We start from the raw sequence: 19,338 nt of genomic DNA, 5'->3' as shown, positions 1-19,338 counted from the left end.
GAGTTTCTTATAGGATAGCATGTTCGAAATGAGCTTCTATTAGAAAACCGTGTTCAAAATAAACTCTGAAAAGATCCGTTTGTTCAAAATGGGCATTTTTAAGGACAGCCCCTTCAAAATGGGCGTTGCTAAAATTAGTTCCTTCAAAATGAGCATCTTTAAGTGTTAACCATTTAAAAAACGTATTCTTTAGATTAAGGCATTTAGACTCTTTATCCATATATCTATGTTTACTTCTTCCAAGAACTGTAATAACTGCTTCAATGTCCAATGACAAAGAATTTACTTCGGGAACTTCATTATGTGTACTTTCATTAGCTTGAATATCCATGGATATATATCCAGTTGTCAGAAAATTTTCGTTTGATTGATTTTCAACACTCGAATTCTTTCTAACATAAGCAGTTAAAATTTCTATAATCGGCCAGTAGTCTTTCTCAGATTCGGTTGAGATTCGTTCAAGGGCATATATTCCACCTAACCTAATCTCTATTGCTGGATTTCCTGATTGATCAATAGCTCCTAATTGTTCAACAGCCCGAGTAAAACGTTCGGTAATCTGGCCTTCTTGGGAAACTTTTAGATTCTTTTGAGTAACTTTTAGATTTTCCTGAGTAACTTTCAGATCTTCCTCAGCAATAGTAATTCGTCGCCATGTGTAGTAAAGCCCAATACCGATAGCTACACCACCTAGTATTTGAGCTAATGTTGCACGGGACTGATTTTCTTGAGTGACTTTTTCTATAGCGTTATTTATTCCGGATACTTGCCAATGTGGAAGTGCAATTAATAGCAATACAGCGATTATGAAAAATAGGCTAATCAACGGGTATTGTTTTACCTTCTCATAGATTTGTTTCGCATCTTTTTTGGTATTATCACCAAGCTGTTTCAACTCCTCTCTTAATGTCATAATATTTTTTCTTTGCCACAAACTTTTATCTGTCCTTTATCAATTATAAACTAAAAAACATTGGCATTTATACACGAAGGATGAAGAGGTAGAGCAGTAAATAAGAATAAAATAAGCAAGTAGTTAGGATTCAATTTCGGATCTAGGAGTTTTCAAAGAATATGGAAAGCAGAAAGCCATGGTTAAAATCGTGGCAAACGTGTCTAGGTATAGATATACGATTCGTTATTTTAAAGAAAGTGGTACAAAAACGATATACATATAAGTGTAATTATCTATCTTGATATTTTTTAGACTTTTAAGAAACTTTTTATAGAGATGTGTTTATAATGGAACCCACCCATCCTCCTAAAACTTGTTTTATCATATGTCCAATTGGTGAAGAGAACACTGAGATTCGAAAAAATTCCGATTTATTTTTTAAATATGTTATTCAACCCGTTGTTGAAAAACTTAATTATGCCCCCATAAGAGCTGATCATATGAATGAGTCGGGCATGATAAAGTTCCAGATCATAGATAAAATAATAACGTCCCCTTTAGTTATAGCCGACTTAACCAATAATAATCCGAACGTCTTTTATGAACTCGCAGTGAGACATGCGATGAAAAAGCCATGTGTTCTGATGAAAACAGAAGGTCAAGAAACTCCATTTGACATTGACGATATGAGAATTATTTCTTATGACTTAAAAAACCCAGAGAAAGTCGAAGAGGCGAGGAAAAGGCTTTACGAACAAATAAAAAATATGGACAATTCAGTATATAAGTATTTAAACCCCATAACTCTAGCGTACACCTATAAGAATTTAGCTAGAAGTTTGGCAGACCTTGAAAATACCGAAGATGATATATTAACGCTAATTCTTGGGTCCATTGCAGAATTTAATTCAACAGTAAATGAAATGAGAAAAGAAGTTTCCAACCTAAATGGAACATTTAGTTTTCTAGATAGCTTAGGTCTTCCCTCTATTTTTAAAGAGTCGGGAACAACATATGAAGAAATGGCTGATGTAAAGATAGCTCAACTTAAGAGAGAGTTAAAGGAAAAATCCGATTTGAACAAAAAAGGTGATGATCCATTATTGAGGGATGACATAGAGAGGATAAAAAGGGAAATAAGACGTATAAATGGATTCAAAAAGTCACCTGATGATCTGTTTTTCGATTTATAACTAAATATATTCAGAAGCAATTTATATTTATTATGATATCGAAAGTATTCCCAAAGCACATTTTTACGAATTCCTCACTCTTCATCCCTATGAATTCTTTTTCCCCCAAATGCGTGGATAGTTCTTGTTCTAGCAATACATTTTCCCCACTGTTCTGTCCTCTTCGGGATGAATAATTCGTCCCCGGGATTGAGAACAAACTCCTCATCATTTAACACTGCCGTATATTGACCACTAACGCAAACCATATACTCATCAAATTCATGAGTATGTTTTTTGGGAACTCAGTCAGAATAACAGGTCCAGAAAGCCATCTGACTGCCGTCTGCACCCTCGTAAAAATAGCCCTCGATATCTTCAGTATTTTGCTCCGTGCTCCCATATGATTACTTTTACTTTTCATAAACTCCGGAAAATCGTTCACGCATAAACACTCCTGTATTCAAAAAATACTATTGATTTTTGAGAATAAAATTGGTTTTGGGATGAGCTCTTCCATAATTAAATTTTCGTGATATGAGGGATTGGAACTAACATTTCCTATAACACTTCTTACACAAAAAAACCAATAACTCAATATAAATAGAAACATACCGAAAACTCTAAGAAGGAGGTCACCTTCTCCTTGCATTCAATATCACAGGAAAATTAAGAGGAGCAAGTAAAACGTCACCTTTCGAAGTACAAATGTCAGTAAGTGCATTATTTTTGTCGTCCATATGTGCAATACTGTTATTCCTCGCCCACAAGTTTTTTGCCTGGCAGAGCTCAAAATATCATCAGGTGAATCCTTTTGTGAATACCTTGAAGAGGATTAAGATGATGAAGATTTCACGGGAAAGAGGGAACATCGTGAAATTTATGATTAATATTCATGGGGGGATGAAATAAAGGAAATATTTTTGGTTTTCTGGCTCAGTTACTTAAAGCATTTGAATCACATTTGAAATGTAGGTGCTTTGAGTCCATAATCAAACACTTAATTATAAAAGTTAAAACTTTTTTTGCTCAAAATTAATAAAAACAGCAAAAATGCTATTCCCTTTAGAGCCTACCCGAAAAGGGGTCATCTACTCTGACTTTTCGGATAGGCTCTTAGTAGCTTATGATTGAAACCAGGTTGAAGTATTTTCCACCCTCGGCTTTCATCATTCCAATATCTCTGCTGGCATAGTCATTGTCACACGAAAGCTTCAAACGGAGCTAGAATCCCTTCTGATCAACCTGAATTAGAAAAGTTCAACTAAAAAAGTTCAACTAAAAAAATTCAGAATTAAAAGAAAAGTTCCTTAGATTAAAACAAACCGGGATTAGAACGGTGTTTCCAGAGATTGAATAGCAAGAATTAAACGAAGAGTTCCTCTGGGCTGAAAGAAATGTAGAATGAAAACGAAAACAGGATCTGAAAGGAAATGAAAGAAAAAGAAAGTAAACAAATTCTTTCCTTCCCTTTTTCAATTCATGCCCTTGCTTTCATTTTGTCTACTATAATATAGTCCTTGATGGCGCTTACGGAGTCGAAAGGAATCAGGATATAGTTATCTTCTTTTTTGTATCTTGAAATATCAAAGGTGGGATTGGGGCTGACCATAAGATCAATGATATTTCCTCCTTTGATTTCGACTACAATGTTGCTCAGCGTTCCTATCTCCGTTCCGTCGGTAGCCATCACCTGTTTATTGAAGAGGAGGTTTTTTGCAAATACTTTAGACATTCTTATCTTGTCTCCGTGCTCAGTGTTATGCGGAATTTGGGTAAAGCTGGCTTTTTTGTATTAATACTTTTACTTGTGATATTTTATTCAATTTGAAGTTATCATCTTTATAAACTCTTCTCTTTTAAGAGTTATTCATTTAAATTCTTACCTGTATCCCACAAGTCCAGCTGTCTCTACCGGTCTCTGACCTCCCTTAAACTGCTCCTCTATCTTCTCATAGAACTGGGCAATGTTTTCGGAAATTGTGGGTTTTACTTTCTTAAGGGCTTCTCTGAAGTGCCTCATCTCAATTTCTTTGATGTCAAAGTTTTCCCTTAGGGCAAACATTACGGCTTCTCTACATACCGCTTCTATGTCAGCACCCACATACCCCTCTGTTATACTGGCAAGGATTTCAAGGTCCACATCCTCTGCAAGAGGAGTATTCTTTGTGTGGATCTTAAAGATCCTCATCCTGCCTTTACGGTCAGGTGCCCCAACGTAAACCAGCCTGTCAAAACGCCCCGGACGGATGATTGCAGGGTCAAGCAGGTTAGGGCGGTTAGTTGCGGCAATTATGACCACGTCTTTGAGAGTCTCAAGCCCGTCCATTTCGGTCAGCAGCTGGTTGAGTACCCTTTCCGAAGCCCGGCTGTCCGTGTCCACACCCTGCATCGCAGCAATGGAGTCGATCTCATCAAAGAAGACAACACAGGGAGCAACCTGCCTTGCTTTCTTGAAGGTTTCCCGAATTGCTTTTTCCGACTCTCCAAGCCATTTCGAAAACATCTCCGGCCCTTTGACGCTTATGAAATTGGCATTTGACTCTTTGGCAACAGCCTGTGCTATCAGGGTCTTACCAGTACCGGGAGGGCCGTAGAGCAGGATTCCCTTTGGAGCTTTTATGCCCATCTGGATAAACTTTTCCGGGTTTTTAATGGGCCATTCAACAGCTTCAACAATCGAATTCTTTGCTTCATTCAGGCCGCCCACATCATCCCAGCCAACCGAAGGCATCTCAACAAAGATCTCTCTCAGAGCTGAGGGTTCGGCTTCCATCAGGGCATCTTCGAAGTTCTTTTTAGTTACAACAATCTTTTCCAGGCGTTCAGGAGGAATTGTTTCTTTTTCGAGGTCAAGATCCGGCAGGCTTTCCCTGAGACAACGCATTGCTGCTTCCTGCACGAGAGCCAGAAGATCTGCACCCACAAAGCCCTGAGTCCTCTCAGCCAGGTACATAAGATACAGGTTTGTCTTCTCTTTCTTTTCCCTGTCTATTGCAGCTTCATCAACTTCGATTTCAGCTTCAATTTCAGCTTCGACTTCAGTTCCGGCTTCGATTTCTACTTCAGATTCAGGCTCAGACATCCTGGTTTCTTCGTCTTTCTCAATTGGCATGCCCCGTGTGTGAATCTGCAGGATCTCGTACCTGTCTTTGGTGTCCGGCACACCAATATGAATTTCCCTGTCAAAGCGGCCTGGTCTCCTGAGTGCGGGGTCAATTGCATCCACACGGTTAGTAGCCCCTATTACCACGACCTGTCCTCTTTCCTCCATCCCGTCAAGAAGAGTAAGGAGCTGGGCAACAACTCGTCTTTCCACTTCCCCAGTTACGTTTTCCCTTTTAGGGGCAATGGAATCGATCTCATCAATGAAAATAACTGAAGGCGCATCTTGGGTTGCATCTTCAAAGATCTTCCTTAATCTTTCTTCGCTTTCCCCGTAGAACTTCCCCACAATTTCAGGACCTGCAATGTAATGGAAGCTTGCCCCGGATTCGTTTGCCACGGCTTTTGCAATAAGGGTTTTTCCGGTACCGGGTGGGCCGTAGAGAATAACTCCCTTTGGAGGCTCTATATTAAGGTGGGCAAAGAGTTCCGGGTGCTTCATCGGCATCTCTATCATTTCCCGAACGCGCATGATCTCCTGCCCCAGCCCGCCGATGTCTTCGTAGGTGGTGACTCCTCGAGTCGCTTTTTCGTAGCCCTGTACCGGTTTTTTCCGGAGCTCGATAGTTGTGGCTTCCGTAATCAGGACAATGGTATTGGCAGGGTCAGTCTCAACAGCAACCAGGGGAATTACCTGGCTTGTTGTCAGGGACTCAGTCATCGGCTGAGACATTGAGTTTATAATTGGAATTATGTCTCCCCTGAACACAGGCCTTTTCAGGATATGCCGCTTTATGATCTCATTTGCATGTTCCCCAAACTGCAGCTCAGGTCCACCCTGAGTCATGCTTTCCGGAAGTGCCAGAATAAGCTTTTTTGCTTCCGGGGCTTCGACCTTTGTAATGGTCACTTTCTCCCCTATGGAAACTCCGGCATTTTGCCGGATGAAATTGTCAATACGCACTATTCCCTGTTCCCAATCCTGCCTGTCCGCTCTCCATACCTTTGCTGTGGTCTTTTTTTTCCCCTTTATCTCCACAATGTCACCGGGAGAGAGCTGAAGTTTCAGTAGCGCTGTAGGGTCAAGCCGGATAATTCCTCTTCCAAGGTCTATAGGATATGCCTTTTCAACCTTCAACTGTATTTCTTCCATGGATCATCCCGAAAATAGTTGTCTTTTTGATTGTTATTTTATCTGGTAATGACGTAAAATGAAATGACACCGGTTTTTCCCGAATTTTTCCGGGTCGTATAACTCTGGAATATCTACTTCTATTTATTAGATGCTCTTTTTATTTTAATGCCTGTCATCCGGGAAAATTTGTCCCGTATACGCATTTACTCTGGACCATTCCGGGCATCGAATCTGTGTCTGCAAGTCCTTTATCCTGGCGACGTCCAGCTATTTTTGTTTTTGCACTCCCGGAGAAAGTATCTCGCCAGCTTAAGGTACCTTTAACATCCCGATACCAGGATACTCAAGTAACGGGCAATTACTGAGTACGTTTAATACTCAAGTATTTACATTATTATGTCCGGAGAATAAGTTTCCTATATTCCCTATTTATTAAATAAGTTTACCCTTCGCTCCTTTTTCCCTGTTAGGTTAATATATTTACAGCTTCTGTGTATAAAACTGTTAATACAACCTGAATTAGCATTTCAGATATTAGATAATTCAGGCTTTCTGATGAACCATAGTTTAATATTCAGATTTTGAACTTCGAGATAACATTAGATTTTGAACTTCGAGATAACATTAGATTTTGAACTTCGAGATAACATTAGATTTTGAATTTCGAGATAACTGATTTCCTATATTCACAAAATTCCAGGAATTTGAAAGCATGGACCTTGAAAAAGCACAGAACAGGATTATTGATTTTCTTCGGAACAGGACTGGCAAAGCAGGTGCAAACGGGGCAATTGTAGGCATCAGCGGAGGAATTGACTCCGCCCTTACCGCAACTCTTGCTGTAAAAGCTCTGGGAAAAGACAGGGTTCTTGGCCTCCACATGCCCGAAAGCAGCCTTACCCCTGCTACTGACAGCGAAGATGCAAAAACTCTTGCCAACTGGCTCGGGATTGAGTATCGGACAATTGACATCTCAGGCATTGTTTCGGCTTTCATGGATGCTGTTCCAGAGAGCGAATCCGCAGACCGGCTCACCAGAGGCAACCTGAAGGCAAGAACCCGGATGTCCCTCCTGTACTTCCACGCAAACCAGCTGAACCGCATGGTCATCGGGACAGGAAATAAAACCGAGATCCTTCTTGGTTATTACACGAAGTACGGAGACGGGGGAGTCGACCTTGAGCCAATAGGCGGGCTTTACAAGACCGAGGTATGGGAACTTTCCCGCAGGCTGGGAATCCCGGAGCCTCTCATTACCAAAAAACCGTCTGCAGGATTATGGGTAGGCCAGACCGATGAAGCAGAACTTGGTATTTCTTACGTAAAGATCGATGAGGTGCTCAGGATGCTTGAAGAAGGCACTGAGTCCAAAAAAATTCAGGATAATGTGGGGATTTCTGCTGAACAGCTCAGCTCTGTTACCAGACGCATTGAGAGAAACGAACATAAACGAAAAGCTCCACCTGTGCCGGAACTATAACGCGTTTCTCGGATTGAGGGAAAGGCGGGCATAGACATAAAAATCTGAGCAATTTACATAGACATAAAAATCTGAGCAATTTACATAGACATAAAAATCTGAGCAATTTACATAGACATAAAAATCTGAGCAATTTAACTTGTAGCACCTTAGAAGTTTAAGTTTGCAGCTTTCCCTCTTACCGCGCAGGATGAAGTTTTATATCCTGGCGTTTTTCTCTTGCCAGCGGCTTTGCGAGGTGTCTCCTGGCACAGGGGGGGACTTCATAGAGCCCTGGCTCAAGGTCTCTCTCGATCTTATATTTTACTTTTGAAAGGGAGAGCGTCCCGCACATTTTGCAGCGGAACCCCTGACTCTGACCTGCAGACTTCATGTGTTTTCCGCACTCAGGGCACTTAGGGTTTTCTTCCCTGCATACGGAGGCAAGAGCTTTAATTTCTATTTTTTCAATGTTCAAAGTCCCGGAAGTGACACTCCCTGAAAGGATGATCAGGTCCCCAGGCACCAGTTTTCGGATAAGCGACCTGAAGTTCTTGGTTGGTTCGAAGGCTGCACAGTCTATTTCGTCTCCTTCCCCGTCCCGGACAGCAAAGATAACGTGTCCTCCTTCAAGGGTTTTCGGGGCTGCCGAGACTGTACCTTCAAACGTATAAGAATGCATGTCTCTGATTTTAGCGATATTCTCTGCTGGCAGGAGATGCATGTCCGTTCCCTGGTTTGTCCTGTACACAGCAAAGCGCTCAACAGGCTCTGTCCGGATCAGGGCTGCAGCTTTATTAACTATCTCAGGGTTTTCTCCTCTTATCCCAAATAATACCGGATCTGCTGAGTGAGGCACGCAGACAACGAGCCGGTTTGTAAGATCTACAGTATCCCAGGTTTCAGGGTAGGTTTCCCGGTCAGCTTCAAAAAAACTTTTTTTATCAACATCCCTCGGAGTTCCCCATTTTTCCTTCTGCCTGTATGCCAGATGCTCGAATGTACAGTCCCACTCTTCAGGGTTCAGCATTGCTCCACAGGCTGCAAGAGCGCCTATGAGTCCCCTTCCATTCTTGAAGCTCTTAGAGGTAATTCTCAGTTCATTGATCAGGTTCTTTGCTTTCTCTATTTCAATTACGTTCTTTACAGCCTCTTCCAGAAAACTCATGAGGACAGGTTTGAGGCTCTCATAATCGTCCTCCAGAATAAATACGGCTCCAGGATTAGTTTTTTCGCACTCCATACGTGCAAGTTCCTCTATTCTGGATGTTACATGCGCAATTACTTTTTCAGGGAAGACAGTTTTAAGTTTCAGGGCTACTGCTGCATTTCCTCTTGTTTTGTAGGGAATGGTAGGATTCAAGCGCACAAGGAGGGGCAGGGCTTCTACAGTACCATATTCCTGCAATTCTTCCAGCAGCAGGGCTCCCAGATATGTGGTGCACATACCTTCATTTGAGTCCGTATCGTCAATTCCGATGATCATGTTTTTCCGTACCCGGTTTTCTACCTTCATATTACTACGATTCCGAAGCTGGGATACCTTAGTTTTCGGGATTCTCCGACCCGTTTTCTCCCTGCAAACATTAACTCTGTTGGAGATATATATATATAGATGTTCAAACAGAGATTGATACCGGAATGACAAAAGAAGTTCTCATACATCAAATTATTGATGTATTATCACGTGCAGGTTTTGCACTCTCTGATCGTTGTAACATACGCCCCAGGAGCTTTGACGTTGCCGCACGTAAAGATGAAACACTATTACTTTGCAAGGTTTTATTTAACATTGACGGCCTGAACGAAGAAACAGCAAGGGAGATGAAATATCTTGCTGAGTATCTCGGAGGTTCCGCTATCGTTGTTGGAGCCAAAACAAGGGACCAGCTGCTTGAAGACAGTGTTGTCTACATGCGCTATGATATCCTTGCCCTTAGTGTCCAGACCCTCCATGACTACTTTGTCGAAAATATCCAGCCTCTGGTTTCAGCAGCACCTGGAGGGCTTTATGTCTCAATAGAAGGAGATCTCCTGAAGAAGGCAAGGACGGACCATTCCATGTCTCTTGGGACCCTGGCTTCCATGGTGGGAGTTTCGAGAAGGACTATCAGCAAATATGAAGAAGAAGGCATGGATGCATCCATTGATGTAGTTCTCCAGCTTGAAGATATTTTCCGGATCGAACTGGCAAGGCCCATAGATATCCTGAAATCCTGCGGGAGCAGAAAGCCAAGGAAGAAAGCAGAGTCTGAAAAGGAAGAACCCCAGGCAAAAAAGAATGTACTTTTGCCGGAAGACCTTATCCTCAATACGATTTCAATGCTCGGATATGATGTCCTTCATACTGCACAGGCACCTTTCAAGGCTATCTCAAGAGACAAGTCTTCAGTTATCCTTACAGGGGTCAGCGAGTTTAACACAACAGTAATCAAACGGGCTCATTTGATGAGCAGCCTCTCCTGTATTACAGAAACTCAGTCCGTATTCATTATTAACGGGCGATCTAAACTGAAGTCAGTCGAAAATACGGTGCTGATAGAAAAGAAAGAACTTGACAATATAAGTGATTCTCAGGAGCTTCTTGATTTCATAGAGGAGCGCAAGGAAACTCGGGACGGTACATAAGTTAAGTTCACTTTTGAGTTTCTTTTCCTTCCACAAACAACTCTGTAAACCAAGCTTTTTATAAAGTTCAAGGCCGTGAATTTTCAATTTATTTTCCCATCTTTTTCCACTTTAATATCATCTGGCAAAAGAATTCTAAAATAACTCAAATAATATAATTTGTATTCGGGAAGATAGGTTTACTATCTGATCAAGCATTCTCTTTTTCTCTAATTTTCTGCACTTTTTCTTTAGAATTATAAATTTGATCGTAAATTTCTTTAGCATTAATAAGTTTGGCCGTACATTTGCCTGTAACATCCGGAGAAGGAAATCACCCCATTGGGGATCAATCCATTTAATATTTTTATAATTTTTTGAAATTGAAGGTTCGTTATTTGGCTGTCAAAGTTTAGAGATATTATTTACTGTGGTATATTAATACCCAAGTTTGTTTTCAAAAAAATAAAGCAGGTTTAGTACAGGGTAAAGACTGGGTTCAAGGAGACTGGAGCCGTTCAAAAGATAAAGTTGACTTTGGATTTGGACCAAGCGAAGTTCTCAAGGAAACCGATATCAGGAAAACATAAGTGACTGAGTAAGGTTTTCTCTAAGTGATAAATGAACCAAGTATTCTCTTCAATAAAACGCATATGAAATTCTTCGAATAACAGGCACAAAGAAATGAAAGTACTTTTTTTCCTTACCTTTTTTACCTATCAACCTCATCATTCTCTTAGGCAGTAAGGTTGTACTTATTTTGGTTCTTCGAAGCCGTGATAAAACTAACCAGTGAATTGCCATCGAAGGCTCAAATGTGACTTTGATCACGGATGCTAAATTGGCCTTTGAGGCAATTCTACTGCCCAAATTAATTTGGTGATCTAATTTGGTGATCTAAATTGGTTGAAGTCATTAACAAAGCTTGTGGTTTAGACATTCACAAACTCTTTTTCATTGCTACAATCCTCAGTAGATCTGGTGAAAAACAACAACAATATTTCTATAGAACCCCTGACGAAATTTTAGCTTTTAAAAACTGGGTTATATCAGAGAAATGTGACGTTGTTGCCTGTGAATCAACGAGTGACTTTTGGGTTCCGATTTATGATGCGTTGATAAAACATCTACCTGTTATAGTTGGAAATGCCCGAGATATGAAGGCGTTTACACACAAAAAAACAGATAAGATCGATTCCGAATTCATCGCACAACTTGCATTGAATAATATGGTTCAACCATCAAGAGTTTTCCCAAAAAACCATAGAACATTTCGTTCATGTATCCGGCTTCGCCATAACCTTGTACAAAAAAGAACAGATATAAAAAATGAAGCTCACGCCATACTCGCACCTGAAATGTTTAATCTGAAGAATGTGCTAACAGATATTTTTGGTAAGAGTGGTAGAACAATTTTAGCAGGAATTTGTTCAGGTAAAAGCGTTGACCAGATTATTGCAAGCCTTTCCCCAAATGTTCGTAAAAAAAGTGATCAGATAAGGGAAATTCTGGACAGAGAAATCTCTCAGGGTGCTGCATTCAGGCTTCAGATCTGTCTGGATATCATAAAGCATCTTGACAATGAAATAAAAATTTTGGAAAAAGAAATTTTCAATTATGCGTATAGAAATCATAAGCAAGAAATGGAAATTTTGATGTCTGTTCCAGGAATAGGAGAACTTGGAGCGGCAACTCTTATTGCTGAAATAGGTGATTTCAAAGATTTTTCTTCAGGGGATAAGCTTGCTTCATGGCTTGGACTGGTTCCGAATGTGTACCAATCAGCGGATAAATACCACAACGGAAGAATCACTAAGAGAGGATCTAAGGAAGCAAGGTGGATTCTAACACAGATTGCTCAGGCAGCAGCAAGAACGAAAAATAGCAGGTTAAAAGAGTTTTTCAACAGAAAAAAGAAGTCGATTGGGCATTCAAAGGCGATTATTGCCCTGGCAAGAAAAATTGCAACAATCATATGGCATCTGATCACAAACGAGGAGATGTATGAAGATGAAACTGGATATAAAAAGAGGGAAATTCAAAAGAGAAAGATAGTTGAGACTGAGATATTCTCAGTTGATGAAAGGATCAAAATAATGAGTGAAATATATGTAATTGCGAGAAATGACGAAAGAGAGAGTACGTGAGGAAGATCTCCTCATATACTTTCATGCTAAACATAGTTGAAGTTAATTAACAGATTAATTAAATTTCCAGAACATATGACAAACTTATTGATATTTTATTTTGCTGGATTAATTAATCCTGGATATGAAGAGGATACGTAAAAAACATGATTAAGGGATGTTGATAAGTAGGCTAAGTAGCTGGAACCTTTGCAATTATAAAATAATACAAATTTATTATTTAATTTATTATAGCACTGAATCATTTTTTCATTAAAGTTTAGTATAATAGATTAATAATTGGTCATATGTAAACCTAACAACTACACACAATTAGGGGGCATCATTTCAAAATCGCCATCAACAAAAATTATCAAAAATTAAATGTCGACCTGCCGAAGGTAAGTTAAAGATTATTTCCAGTCAGTGGCTTCTACTTTGAAGGAACAAGATCAGATGGATGTAATATAAAGTTCAGAAGCAGTTCAGAAACAACTTTCTTCGTATTTTATTGCAAACTTAATTCTATAAATGACTCACACATTTTGCGGTTTAACTTATGAAAACCGAAGGGGTAAAGCCAGGCCCCAATTTCTTACTTATAAGTTTAATTTGAAGAGCAGTTATGAAGTTAGGGTCTACTCTTGAAATCAAATACCTCTTATCATCCAAATTATTCCATAAGTATTTTTTTTTCAGTTTATCCAAATTCAATATAGTTCCAAAACCCTAATATATCACTGTTTCAATCTAAAAGCTTCAATGACGGTAAAGATTGCAGTGCTGGTTTCCGGACGGGGTTCAAATCTCCAGGCGATCATAGATAGCATTGAAAAGGGCTATATAAAGAATGCGGCAGTTAATGTGGTAATTTCCAACAAGGCCAATGCTTATGCGCTCGAACGTGCAAGAAAACACGGAATCAGTGCTGTTTTTCTTGATCCCGAAGGGCTTGACAGAGCCGGATACGATAGAGAAATCCTGAATGTCCTCAAACAATATGATACAGACCTTCTTCTGCTTGCAGGCTATTTCAGGCTTTTAGGAAACGAGATTATTGGGGCATACAGGCACAGGATCCTGAACATACACCCATCTCTTCTTCCGGCTTTTAAAGGGCTTCATGCCCAGAAACAGGCTTTTGAGTACGGAGTAAAAGTTGCAGGCTGTACTGTACATTTTGTAGATGAAGGACTCGATTCCGGACCTATTATCATCCAGAAGTGTGTGCCTGTGCTTCCGGGAGATACTGAAGAGCTTCTCACTGCCAGGATTCTCGAACAGGAGCATATTATCTATCCCGAAGCTGTCAGGCTCTTTGTCGAGGGTAAACTTAAAGTCGAGGGTAGAAATGTAATAGCCCTTAAGTAATGGTCCTTAAGTCCAGATTAAAAGATATGTATTAATATCTATGTATTAATATCGGGCAACTTCCGGCGGGATAGGTTTTGAGAACTTGCTCAAAAAATAGGAAGTAGTCCCAAACCGGAATAGATTTTACCCATTAGTGTCCTCATTAATACTCTGACGGTTATAAGTATTTGAATTATATTACTCACGCGAAAAAGTATTTGAATTATATTACTCACGCGAAAAAGTATTTGAATTATGTTATTTACACGAAAATGTCCCTAAAAAGATGGTAAATGGAAAGTATTTGAATTATGTTATTTACACGAAACTATACTGGCCAACCGAAGACTTTCCATATTCTCGAATCTCCTGAGTCCCCAAAATGCTCGGGAAATTTTTTATAGAATCTCTATTTCCGTTAAGCATACTAACAGTTAATCAATTCACGCTAGCAAAAACCCTTTACTTCGAATAAGTTTTAAATGCATGGACTACGAGGTGACAGTAATGTCTTATATTGAAAAAATAGATCCGGAATTGTTCGAGGCTATCGAAAAGGAAGCCGAACGTCAGGAATACAAACTGAACCTGATTGCATCAGAAAACTACGCGAGCAGGGCTGTTATGGAAGCCCAAGGCTCAATCATGACCAATAAGTATGCCGAAGGATATTCCGGCAAGCGCTATTATGGTGGTTGTGATTTTGTTGATGTTGCCGAAAACCTCGCGATTGCCAGGGCAAAGGAACTATTCGGGGCAAAGTATGTGAATGTCCAGCCCCACTCAGGTTCAGGCTCCAACATGGCTGTCTACTTCTCCGTACTGCAGCTTGGGGACACAATCATGTCCATGGACCTCTCTCACGGGGGACACCTTTCTCACGGCAGCCCTGTAAGTTTCTCTGGGAAACTCTATAACATCGTACCTTATGGGGTCAGCAAAGAGACCGAAGCCCTGGACTATGACGAACTCATGAAAATAGCAAAAGAATGCAAACCGAAAATGATCGTATGCGGAGCTTCAGCCTATCCTCGTGAGATCGATTTCAAGAAGTTCAGGGAAATTGCCGATGAAGTAGGAGCTTACCTTCTTGCAGATATTGCCCACATTGCAGGGCTTGTAGTTGCAGGTGTACACCCGAGCCCTGTACCTTATGCAGACTTTGTCACCACCACAACCCACAAGACCCTTCGGGGACCCAGGGGCGGAATGATTATCTCCAGGACCGAAGAGCTTGCAATAGGGGTAAACAAGGCAGTTTTCCCGGGCATCCAGGGTGGTCCCCTTATGCACATCATAGCTGCAAAGGCAGTCGCCTTCAAGGAAGCCATGGATGAAAAATTCAGGCAGGATCAGGCTCAGACAGTGAAGAATGCAAAGGTTCTTTGTTCCTGTTTGAGGCAGAAAGGTTTTGATATTGTTTCCGGTGGCACTGACAACCATCTTATGCTCGTAAATCTTAATAATATGAACATTACAGGCAAGGATGCAGAAGCTGCAATGAGCAAAGCCGGGATCATTGCCAACAAAAACACGGTTCCTTTCGAGACTCGCAGCCCCTTTGTAACCAGCGGAGTAAGGCTTGGGACCCCTGCCTGTACCACAAGGGGTATGAAAGAAAAGGAAATGGAACTGATTGCCGACTACATCGAGACAGCAATCAAGAATGCAGGAAACGATGCTCTGCTGTCGGAAGTCAACGGAAAGGTAAGGGATCTCTGTTCAAGGTTCCCGATTTACAGCTAATTGAGGAGATAGGGGGTTTTACCAGTTGTCAGATGAAAGCTATGATTCACGGATTATAGATGGAAAAGTCCTTGCACAGCAGGTTGAAGAAGAAGTGAGGTCAGGAGTCGAAGACCTCGAAAGCAACCGAGGAGTCACCCCGGGGCTTGCTACCATCCTTGTAGGGGACGACCCTGCATCAAAGATGTACGTCCGCCTGAAGCACAGAGCCTGCGAGCGTGTGGGTATCAGCGCAGAAGATTACCTTCTTCCGGCAGAAGCCACTCAGGAAGAACTTCTTGCCCTGATTGATTCTCTTAACAAAAACAAAGATGTTCACGCAATCCTGCTCCAGCTTCCGCTGCCGAAGCACTTCTCTCCGCAAGAAGCAATGGAAGCTATATCTCCTGCAAAAGATGCAGATGGCTTTCACCCCTATAATATGGGAAAACTCATGATAGGGGATGAAGGCCTTGTCCCCTGCACTCCGCACGGGATTATCAGGGCACTTGAGGAGTATAATGTGCCTGTTAAGGGCAAAAATGCGGTTATTGTCGGGCACAGCAATGTTGTGGGAAAACCCATGGCAGCAATGCTTCTGAACAGAAACGCAACCGTTTCGGTCTGTCATATATTCACCGATGATCTGAAGAAGTACACCCTTGGTGCCGATATCATAGTGGTTGCGGCAGGGGTCAAGCACCTCATCAAAGCAGACATGGTTAAAGAAGGGGCTGTACTCTTTGACGTGGGAATAACCCAGGAGGAAGGTGGAGTATTCGGAGACGTTGACTTTAAAAACGTAATCCAAAAAGCTTCTCTTATAACTCCTGTCCCTGGCGGCGTAGGTCCCATGACAATTGCCATGCTCATGAAGCATGTGCTGATGTGTGCGGAGAAAAGCCTTTAATCCCTATTGTAAGGCTTTTTGTAACTATTCAGCCTGGGAAAAACAACATCAATAGCCATCTGTATTAAAATTCAATAAGCAAATTTCTGGGAATCGATTTTATTTGATTATTGGCTATTGATTACATTTTTTCAATTTTCATTGGTTAGTAATCAGACATATCGGTTTCATCAAAATCGGTATCAATCAAATGATTTTGGCAGGCTGAATAGTTAACCCACTTTCCGCAGTAAATTTTTGCATATTCACAATATTTCCTGCTATCGATTTTCGATAAAACGTGGATTTATTGGATTTTTATGCAGGAGGGAAAACAGCTATATGGTGTATCATAGAGACAAAAAAACGATATCATTCAATTTTCACCAAGTTCCATTAAAAGTTCAAATTAATTTGATTTGTTTCAAAAACACTATCAAAGAAAATATTGATTTTTGGAAAAAATACTGCGGAATGTGGGGTTAAGGTTTTTTTTATTTTGTATTTATTTAAAGCTTTTTTTCATTTTGATTATATTTAAAGCACAAAACTAATCTTCTCAAGCTTTTCGCACCAAGACAAGTAAATTTGTTTTCATGCGTTTTCGGTTAAGTGAAGAATCGTGACAAATTGCTTTCACTTCCACAACAGTTGTCAAATATTTGATATTATTGTAGGCTGGAACAAAATGTCGATTTCATATAAATAGGCCAAAAAGAAGGTAGGCTTCTGGTCCAAAATCGATAGCTTTCGGGCAAAAAAATTCCTTAACCGATGACCAATGAATTTGTTTTTTGATTGCAGTATATTTGGTGATATTACTCTGTTCTCCCGGACATGCCATATTGGGTTATTAAGGTTGAGTTTTATATAAATATATTATTAATCTGCAGCATAATTTTCCTGATTGCGATAAATCAATTTTACACATCAATATTTTTATGTATCATTGAAGCCTATTTTACTGTAAATCCTGTTTGCCTTTAGTAAATCATAAAAATAGTTTATGAAGTATTAATTTAATATTTAGACTTTCATAAAATATCTGGGCGCTAAAATTAGTTATTTGCAATCTCCAAATAAATCTGCCTGATATATGTTGATGGTATTGAGTTCCCGTGATAATCCTTCAGGTTCTCATAATCGCATGTTAATCTCAAATAGACAATTTCATTAAAAAATTCACTCCAGTTAGAAAAGTACATTCCATAACCTTAAACTCCATCCACTTCCATATATAAGGTATCCAGAATTCCTGGACTCCTGAAGCTCTTAAACTTAACCGAACATGTATCCCCCAGTTCCCTTTCAAGTCCTCAAGTGTTCAGCTTCGCAGCCAGAAAAATTATTTTGTTTTTCTTGCGTTCGGGAAGCCTTTCAGGTGAAGGGACAGAAATAGCTTTTTCAGGGAATGTTAATGGATGACTGAATAAACAGCGTCTGCAGTCACTATTCAACAAAATACCGCTGAAAATATCTCCTCACGGAAAAAAAGGAATCTACAGATCCTGCTTCAAATATCGTTCTTGTTTAAATCTTGTTTAAAAATACTGTAATTGTTTGCTTAAGTACGTGGTTCATTCATATTTATCAAGCGCTGTTGCGCCAACTGAGTTAAAAGCTGCATAGCCTGGTTGTCAAAAATGGTAGTTAATACTGATATCTGTGGTCTAAAGGTGGGAGATCAATATCCTGCACATGTAATGGGCGTTATTAACGTGAGCCCTGAGTCTTTTTACAAAGGTTCGATATCAAGTCCAGAATCCGCACTTGAGGTCGCCCGGAAAATGGTTGAGGACGGAGCAACCTTCCTGGATCTGGGTGCACGGTCCACATGGCTCTTTTCAGAAAATATAAGCAGAAAAGAAGAACTTGAGCGCTTACTGCCTGTGCTTGAAGCGCTGGAAGGCAATGTGGATGTGGTAATTTCCGTTGACACGATGTTTTCCGAAATTGCAGAAGAAGCTCTCAAAAGAGGGGCAGATGTCATAAACGATGTTTCCGGTTTTACAGCAGACCCTAGAATGATAAAAGTGGTGGCAGACCATGGCTGCCCGGCTGTGGTTATGGCTTCTAAAAAAATACCCGGAGATCCTCTGGGCATGGATTCCATTATTGAAGCACTTGATTCCATTATACAGGCTGCTAAGGCTGGAGGTATAGAACCTGACAGCCTCATTCTTGATCCCGCAATAGGCAGGTGGACAGAAGAAAAGCTTCCGATGTATGATTTTGAAACCCTGGATGATTTTGAACGCCTTAAGATTTTTGAAAAACCTCTGCTTGCAGCCCTTTCAAGGAAGTCCTTTATAGGAGATGTGCTTGGAAAATCTGCAAATGAAAGACTCTACGGCAGCCTGGCTGCAGCAGCAATTGCTGTTCACAAAGGTGCACATATTATCCGTACACATGATGTCCCCGAGACTTCTGACGTTATTAAGCTTTCAGGAGCCCTGAGAAGCCGGGTAAGTGTTGTAAAGGAAGACAGGTATGAGGTTTCGGTGCTTGAAGTAAAAACTCCTCAGGACGCAGGAATTGCAATGAGGAATATTGGAGCTACAAAAGTCGGTTCGCAGGTAATGCAGGGAAAAAGCATCCATCTTATGTTAAAGATAAGGAACCTTACAACCACGGAAGCTCTGATAATAAAACAGGAGATGCTTGCAAGGGGTGGAGATGCAGCCCTTGCAAGAGATGCAGTTTCCCATGAAACGGAAACTACTGACGTGCTTGTGATGGGTACCCTGCTGCAATTTGGACGCCTTGCCAGAAAACTGGATGGGCAGGCTCGTTCCCTCCCACTTATTGCAGAAATGATCCGCGAATGTATTTCAAATCGGACTAGTCTGGAATACCGATATTTGAGGTAATT

Annotated in this window: 13 protein-coding genes; 8 read left to right on the top strand and 5 right to left on the bottom strand. The window is 40.6% G+C overall.

Features of this window, described 5'->3' with window-relative positions:
• Positions 1-7: 7 nt before the first annotated feature.
• Entirely contained in the window at positions 8-913 is a 906-nt protein-coding gene (locus MSWHS_RS03555; RefSeq protein ID WP_048126110.1) for a pentapeptide repeat-containing protein, read from the bottom strand.
• 329 nt (positions 914-1,242) lie between these two features.
• Here MSWHS_RS03555 and MSWHS_RS18330 point away from each other — a divergent pair, with 329 nt between their 5' ends.
• The gene (locus MSWHS_RS18330) at positions 1,243-2,088 is read left to right on the top strand and encodes a hypothetical protein (RefSeq protein WP_052722552.1); all 846 of its coding nucleotides are present in this window, start codon (positions 1,243-1,245) and stop codon (positions 2,086-2,088) included.
• Between the two features lie 74 nt (positions 2,089-2,162).
• On the opposite strand, the gene MSWHS_RS21165 is transcribed toward MSWHS_RS18330, so the two are convergent.
• The 3 genes from MSWHS_RS21165 to MSWHS_RS03530 all read right to left on the bottom strand — a co-directional run bounded on the left by MSWHS_RS21165 (position 2,163) and on the right by MSWHS_RS03530 (position 6,325).
• On the bottom strand, positions 2,163-2,306 hold the full coding sequence (locus MSWHS_RS21165; RefSeq protein ID WP_231585560.1) for a hypothetical protein: 144 nt from the start codon (positions 2,304-2,306) through the stop codon (positions 2,163-2,165).
• Between the two features lie 1,241 nt (positions 2,307-3,547).
• Positions 3,548-3,802, bottom strand: a complete 255-nt coding sequence (locus tag MSWHS_RS03535) for a PRC-barrel domain-containing protein (RefSeq protein WP_048126102.1) — start codon at positions 3,800-3,802, stop codon at positions 3,548-3,550.
• A gap of 147 nt (positions 3,803-3,949) precedes the next feature.
• Positions 3,950-6,325 carry a CDC48 family AAA ATPase gene (locus tag MSWHS_RS03530; protein WP_048126101.1) on the bottom strand — a complete coding sequence of 792 codons (2,376 nt, stop codon included), beginning with the start codon at positions 6,323-6,325 and terminating at the stop codon, positions 3,950-3,952.
• Positions 6,326-7,019: 694 nt separating this feature from the next.
• Here MSWHS_RS03530 and MSWHS_RS03525 point away from each other — a divergent pair.
• Positions 7,020-7,787 (top strand): NAD+ synthase, encoded by a 768-nt coding sequence (locus tag MSWHS_RS03525; protein WP_048126098.1) that lies wholly within the window; start codon positions 7,020-7,022, stop codon positions 7,785-7,787.
• Between the two features lie 178 nt (positions 7,788-7,965).
• Here MSWHS_RS03525 and MSWHS_RS03520 read toward each other — a convergent pair whose 3' ends face one another.
• Positions 7,966-9,252 (bottom strand): tRNA(Ile)(2)-agmatinylcytidine synthase, encoded by a 1,287-nt coding sequence (locus MSWHS_RS03520; RefSeq protein WP_048130199.1) that lies wholly within the window; start codon positions 9,250-9,252, stop codon positions 7,966-7,968.
• A gap of 155 nt (positions 9,253-9,407) precedes the next feature.
• Here MSWHS_RS03520 and MSWHS_RS03515 point away from each other — a divergent pair, with 155 nt between their 5' ends.
• The 6 genes from MSWHS_RS03515 to folP all read left to right on the top strand — a co-directional run bounded on the left by MSWHS_RS03515 (position 9,408) and on the right by folP (position 19,336).
• On the top strand, positions 9,408-10,394 hold the full coding sequence (locus MSWHS_RS03515; RefSeq protein WP_048126096.1) for a transcriptional regulator: 987 nt from the start codon (positions 9,408-9,410) through the stop codon (positions 10,392-10,394).
• 881 nt (positions 10,395-11,275) lie between these two features.
• A complete protein-coding gene (locus MSWHS_RS03510; RefSeq protein WP_048158748.1) occupies positions 11,276-12,520 on the top strand; it encodes an IS110 family transposase in 1,245 nt (414 codons plus the stop codon).
• 741 nt (positions 12,521-13,261) lie between these two features.
• Positions 13,262-13,870, top strand: coding sequence for a phosphoribosylglycinamide formyltransferase (gene purN / locus MSWHS_RS03505; protein WP_048126094.1), 609 nt, complete (start codon positions 13,262-13,264; stop codon positions 13,868-13,870).
• Between the two features lie 489 nt (positions 13,871-14,359).
• Positions 14,360-15,598: a bifunctional serine hydroxymethyltransferase/L-allo-threonine aldolase gene (glyA, locus tag MSWHS_RS03500; protein WP_048126093.1), complete on the top strand. Its 1,239-nt coding sequence runs from the start codon at positions 14,360-14,362 to the stop codon at positions 15,596-15,598.
• A gap of 25 nt (positions 15,599-15,623) precedes the next feature.
• Positions 15,624-16,487 carry a bifunctional methylenetetrahydrofolate dehydrogenase/methenyltetrahydrofolate cyclohydrolase gene (locus tag MSWHS_RS03495; protein WP_048126091.1) on the top strand — a complete coding sequence of 288 codons (864 nt, stop codon included), beginning with the start codon at positions 15,624-15,626 and terminating at the stop codon, positions 16,485-16,487.
• Between the two features lie 1,622 nt (positions 16,488-18,109).
• Positions 18,110-19,336, top strand: coding sequence for a dihydropteroate synthase (gene folP, locus MSWHS_RS03490; RefSeq protein ID WP_048158747.1), 1,227 nt, complete (start codon positions 18,110-18,112; stop codon positions 19,334-19,336).
• Positions 19,337-19,338 lie beyond the last annotated feature (2 nt).

The sequence above is a fragment of the Methanosarcina sp. WWM596 genome, assembly GCF_000969965.1.
GTDB lineage: Archaea > Halobacteriota > Methanosarcinia > Methanosarcinales > Methanosarcinaceae > Methanosarcina.
This window is presented reverse-complemented; position numbering and strand designations above follow the sequence as displayed.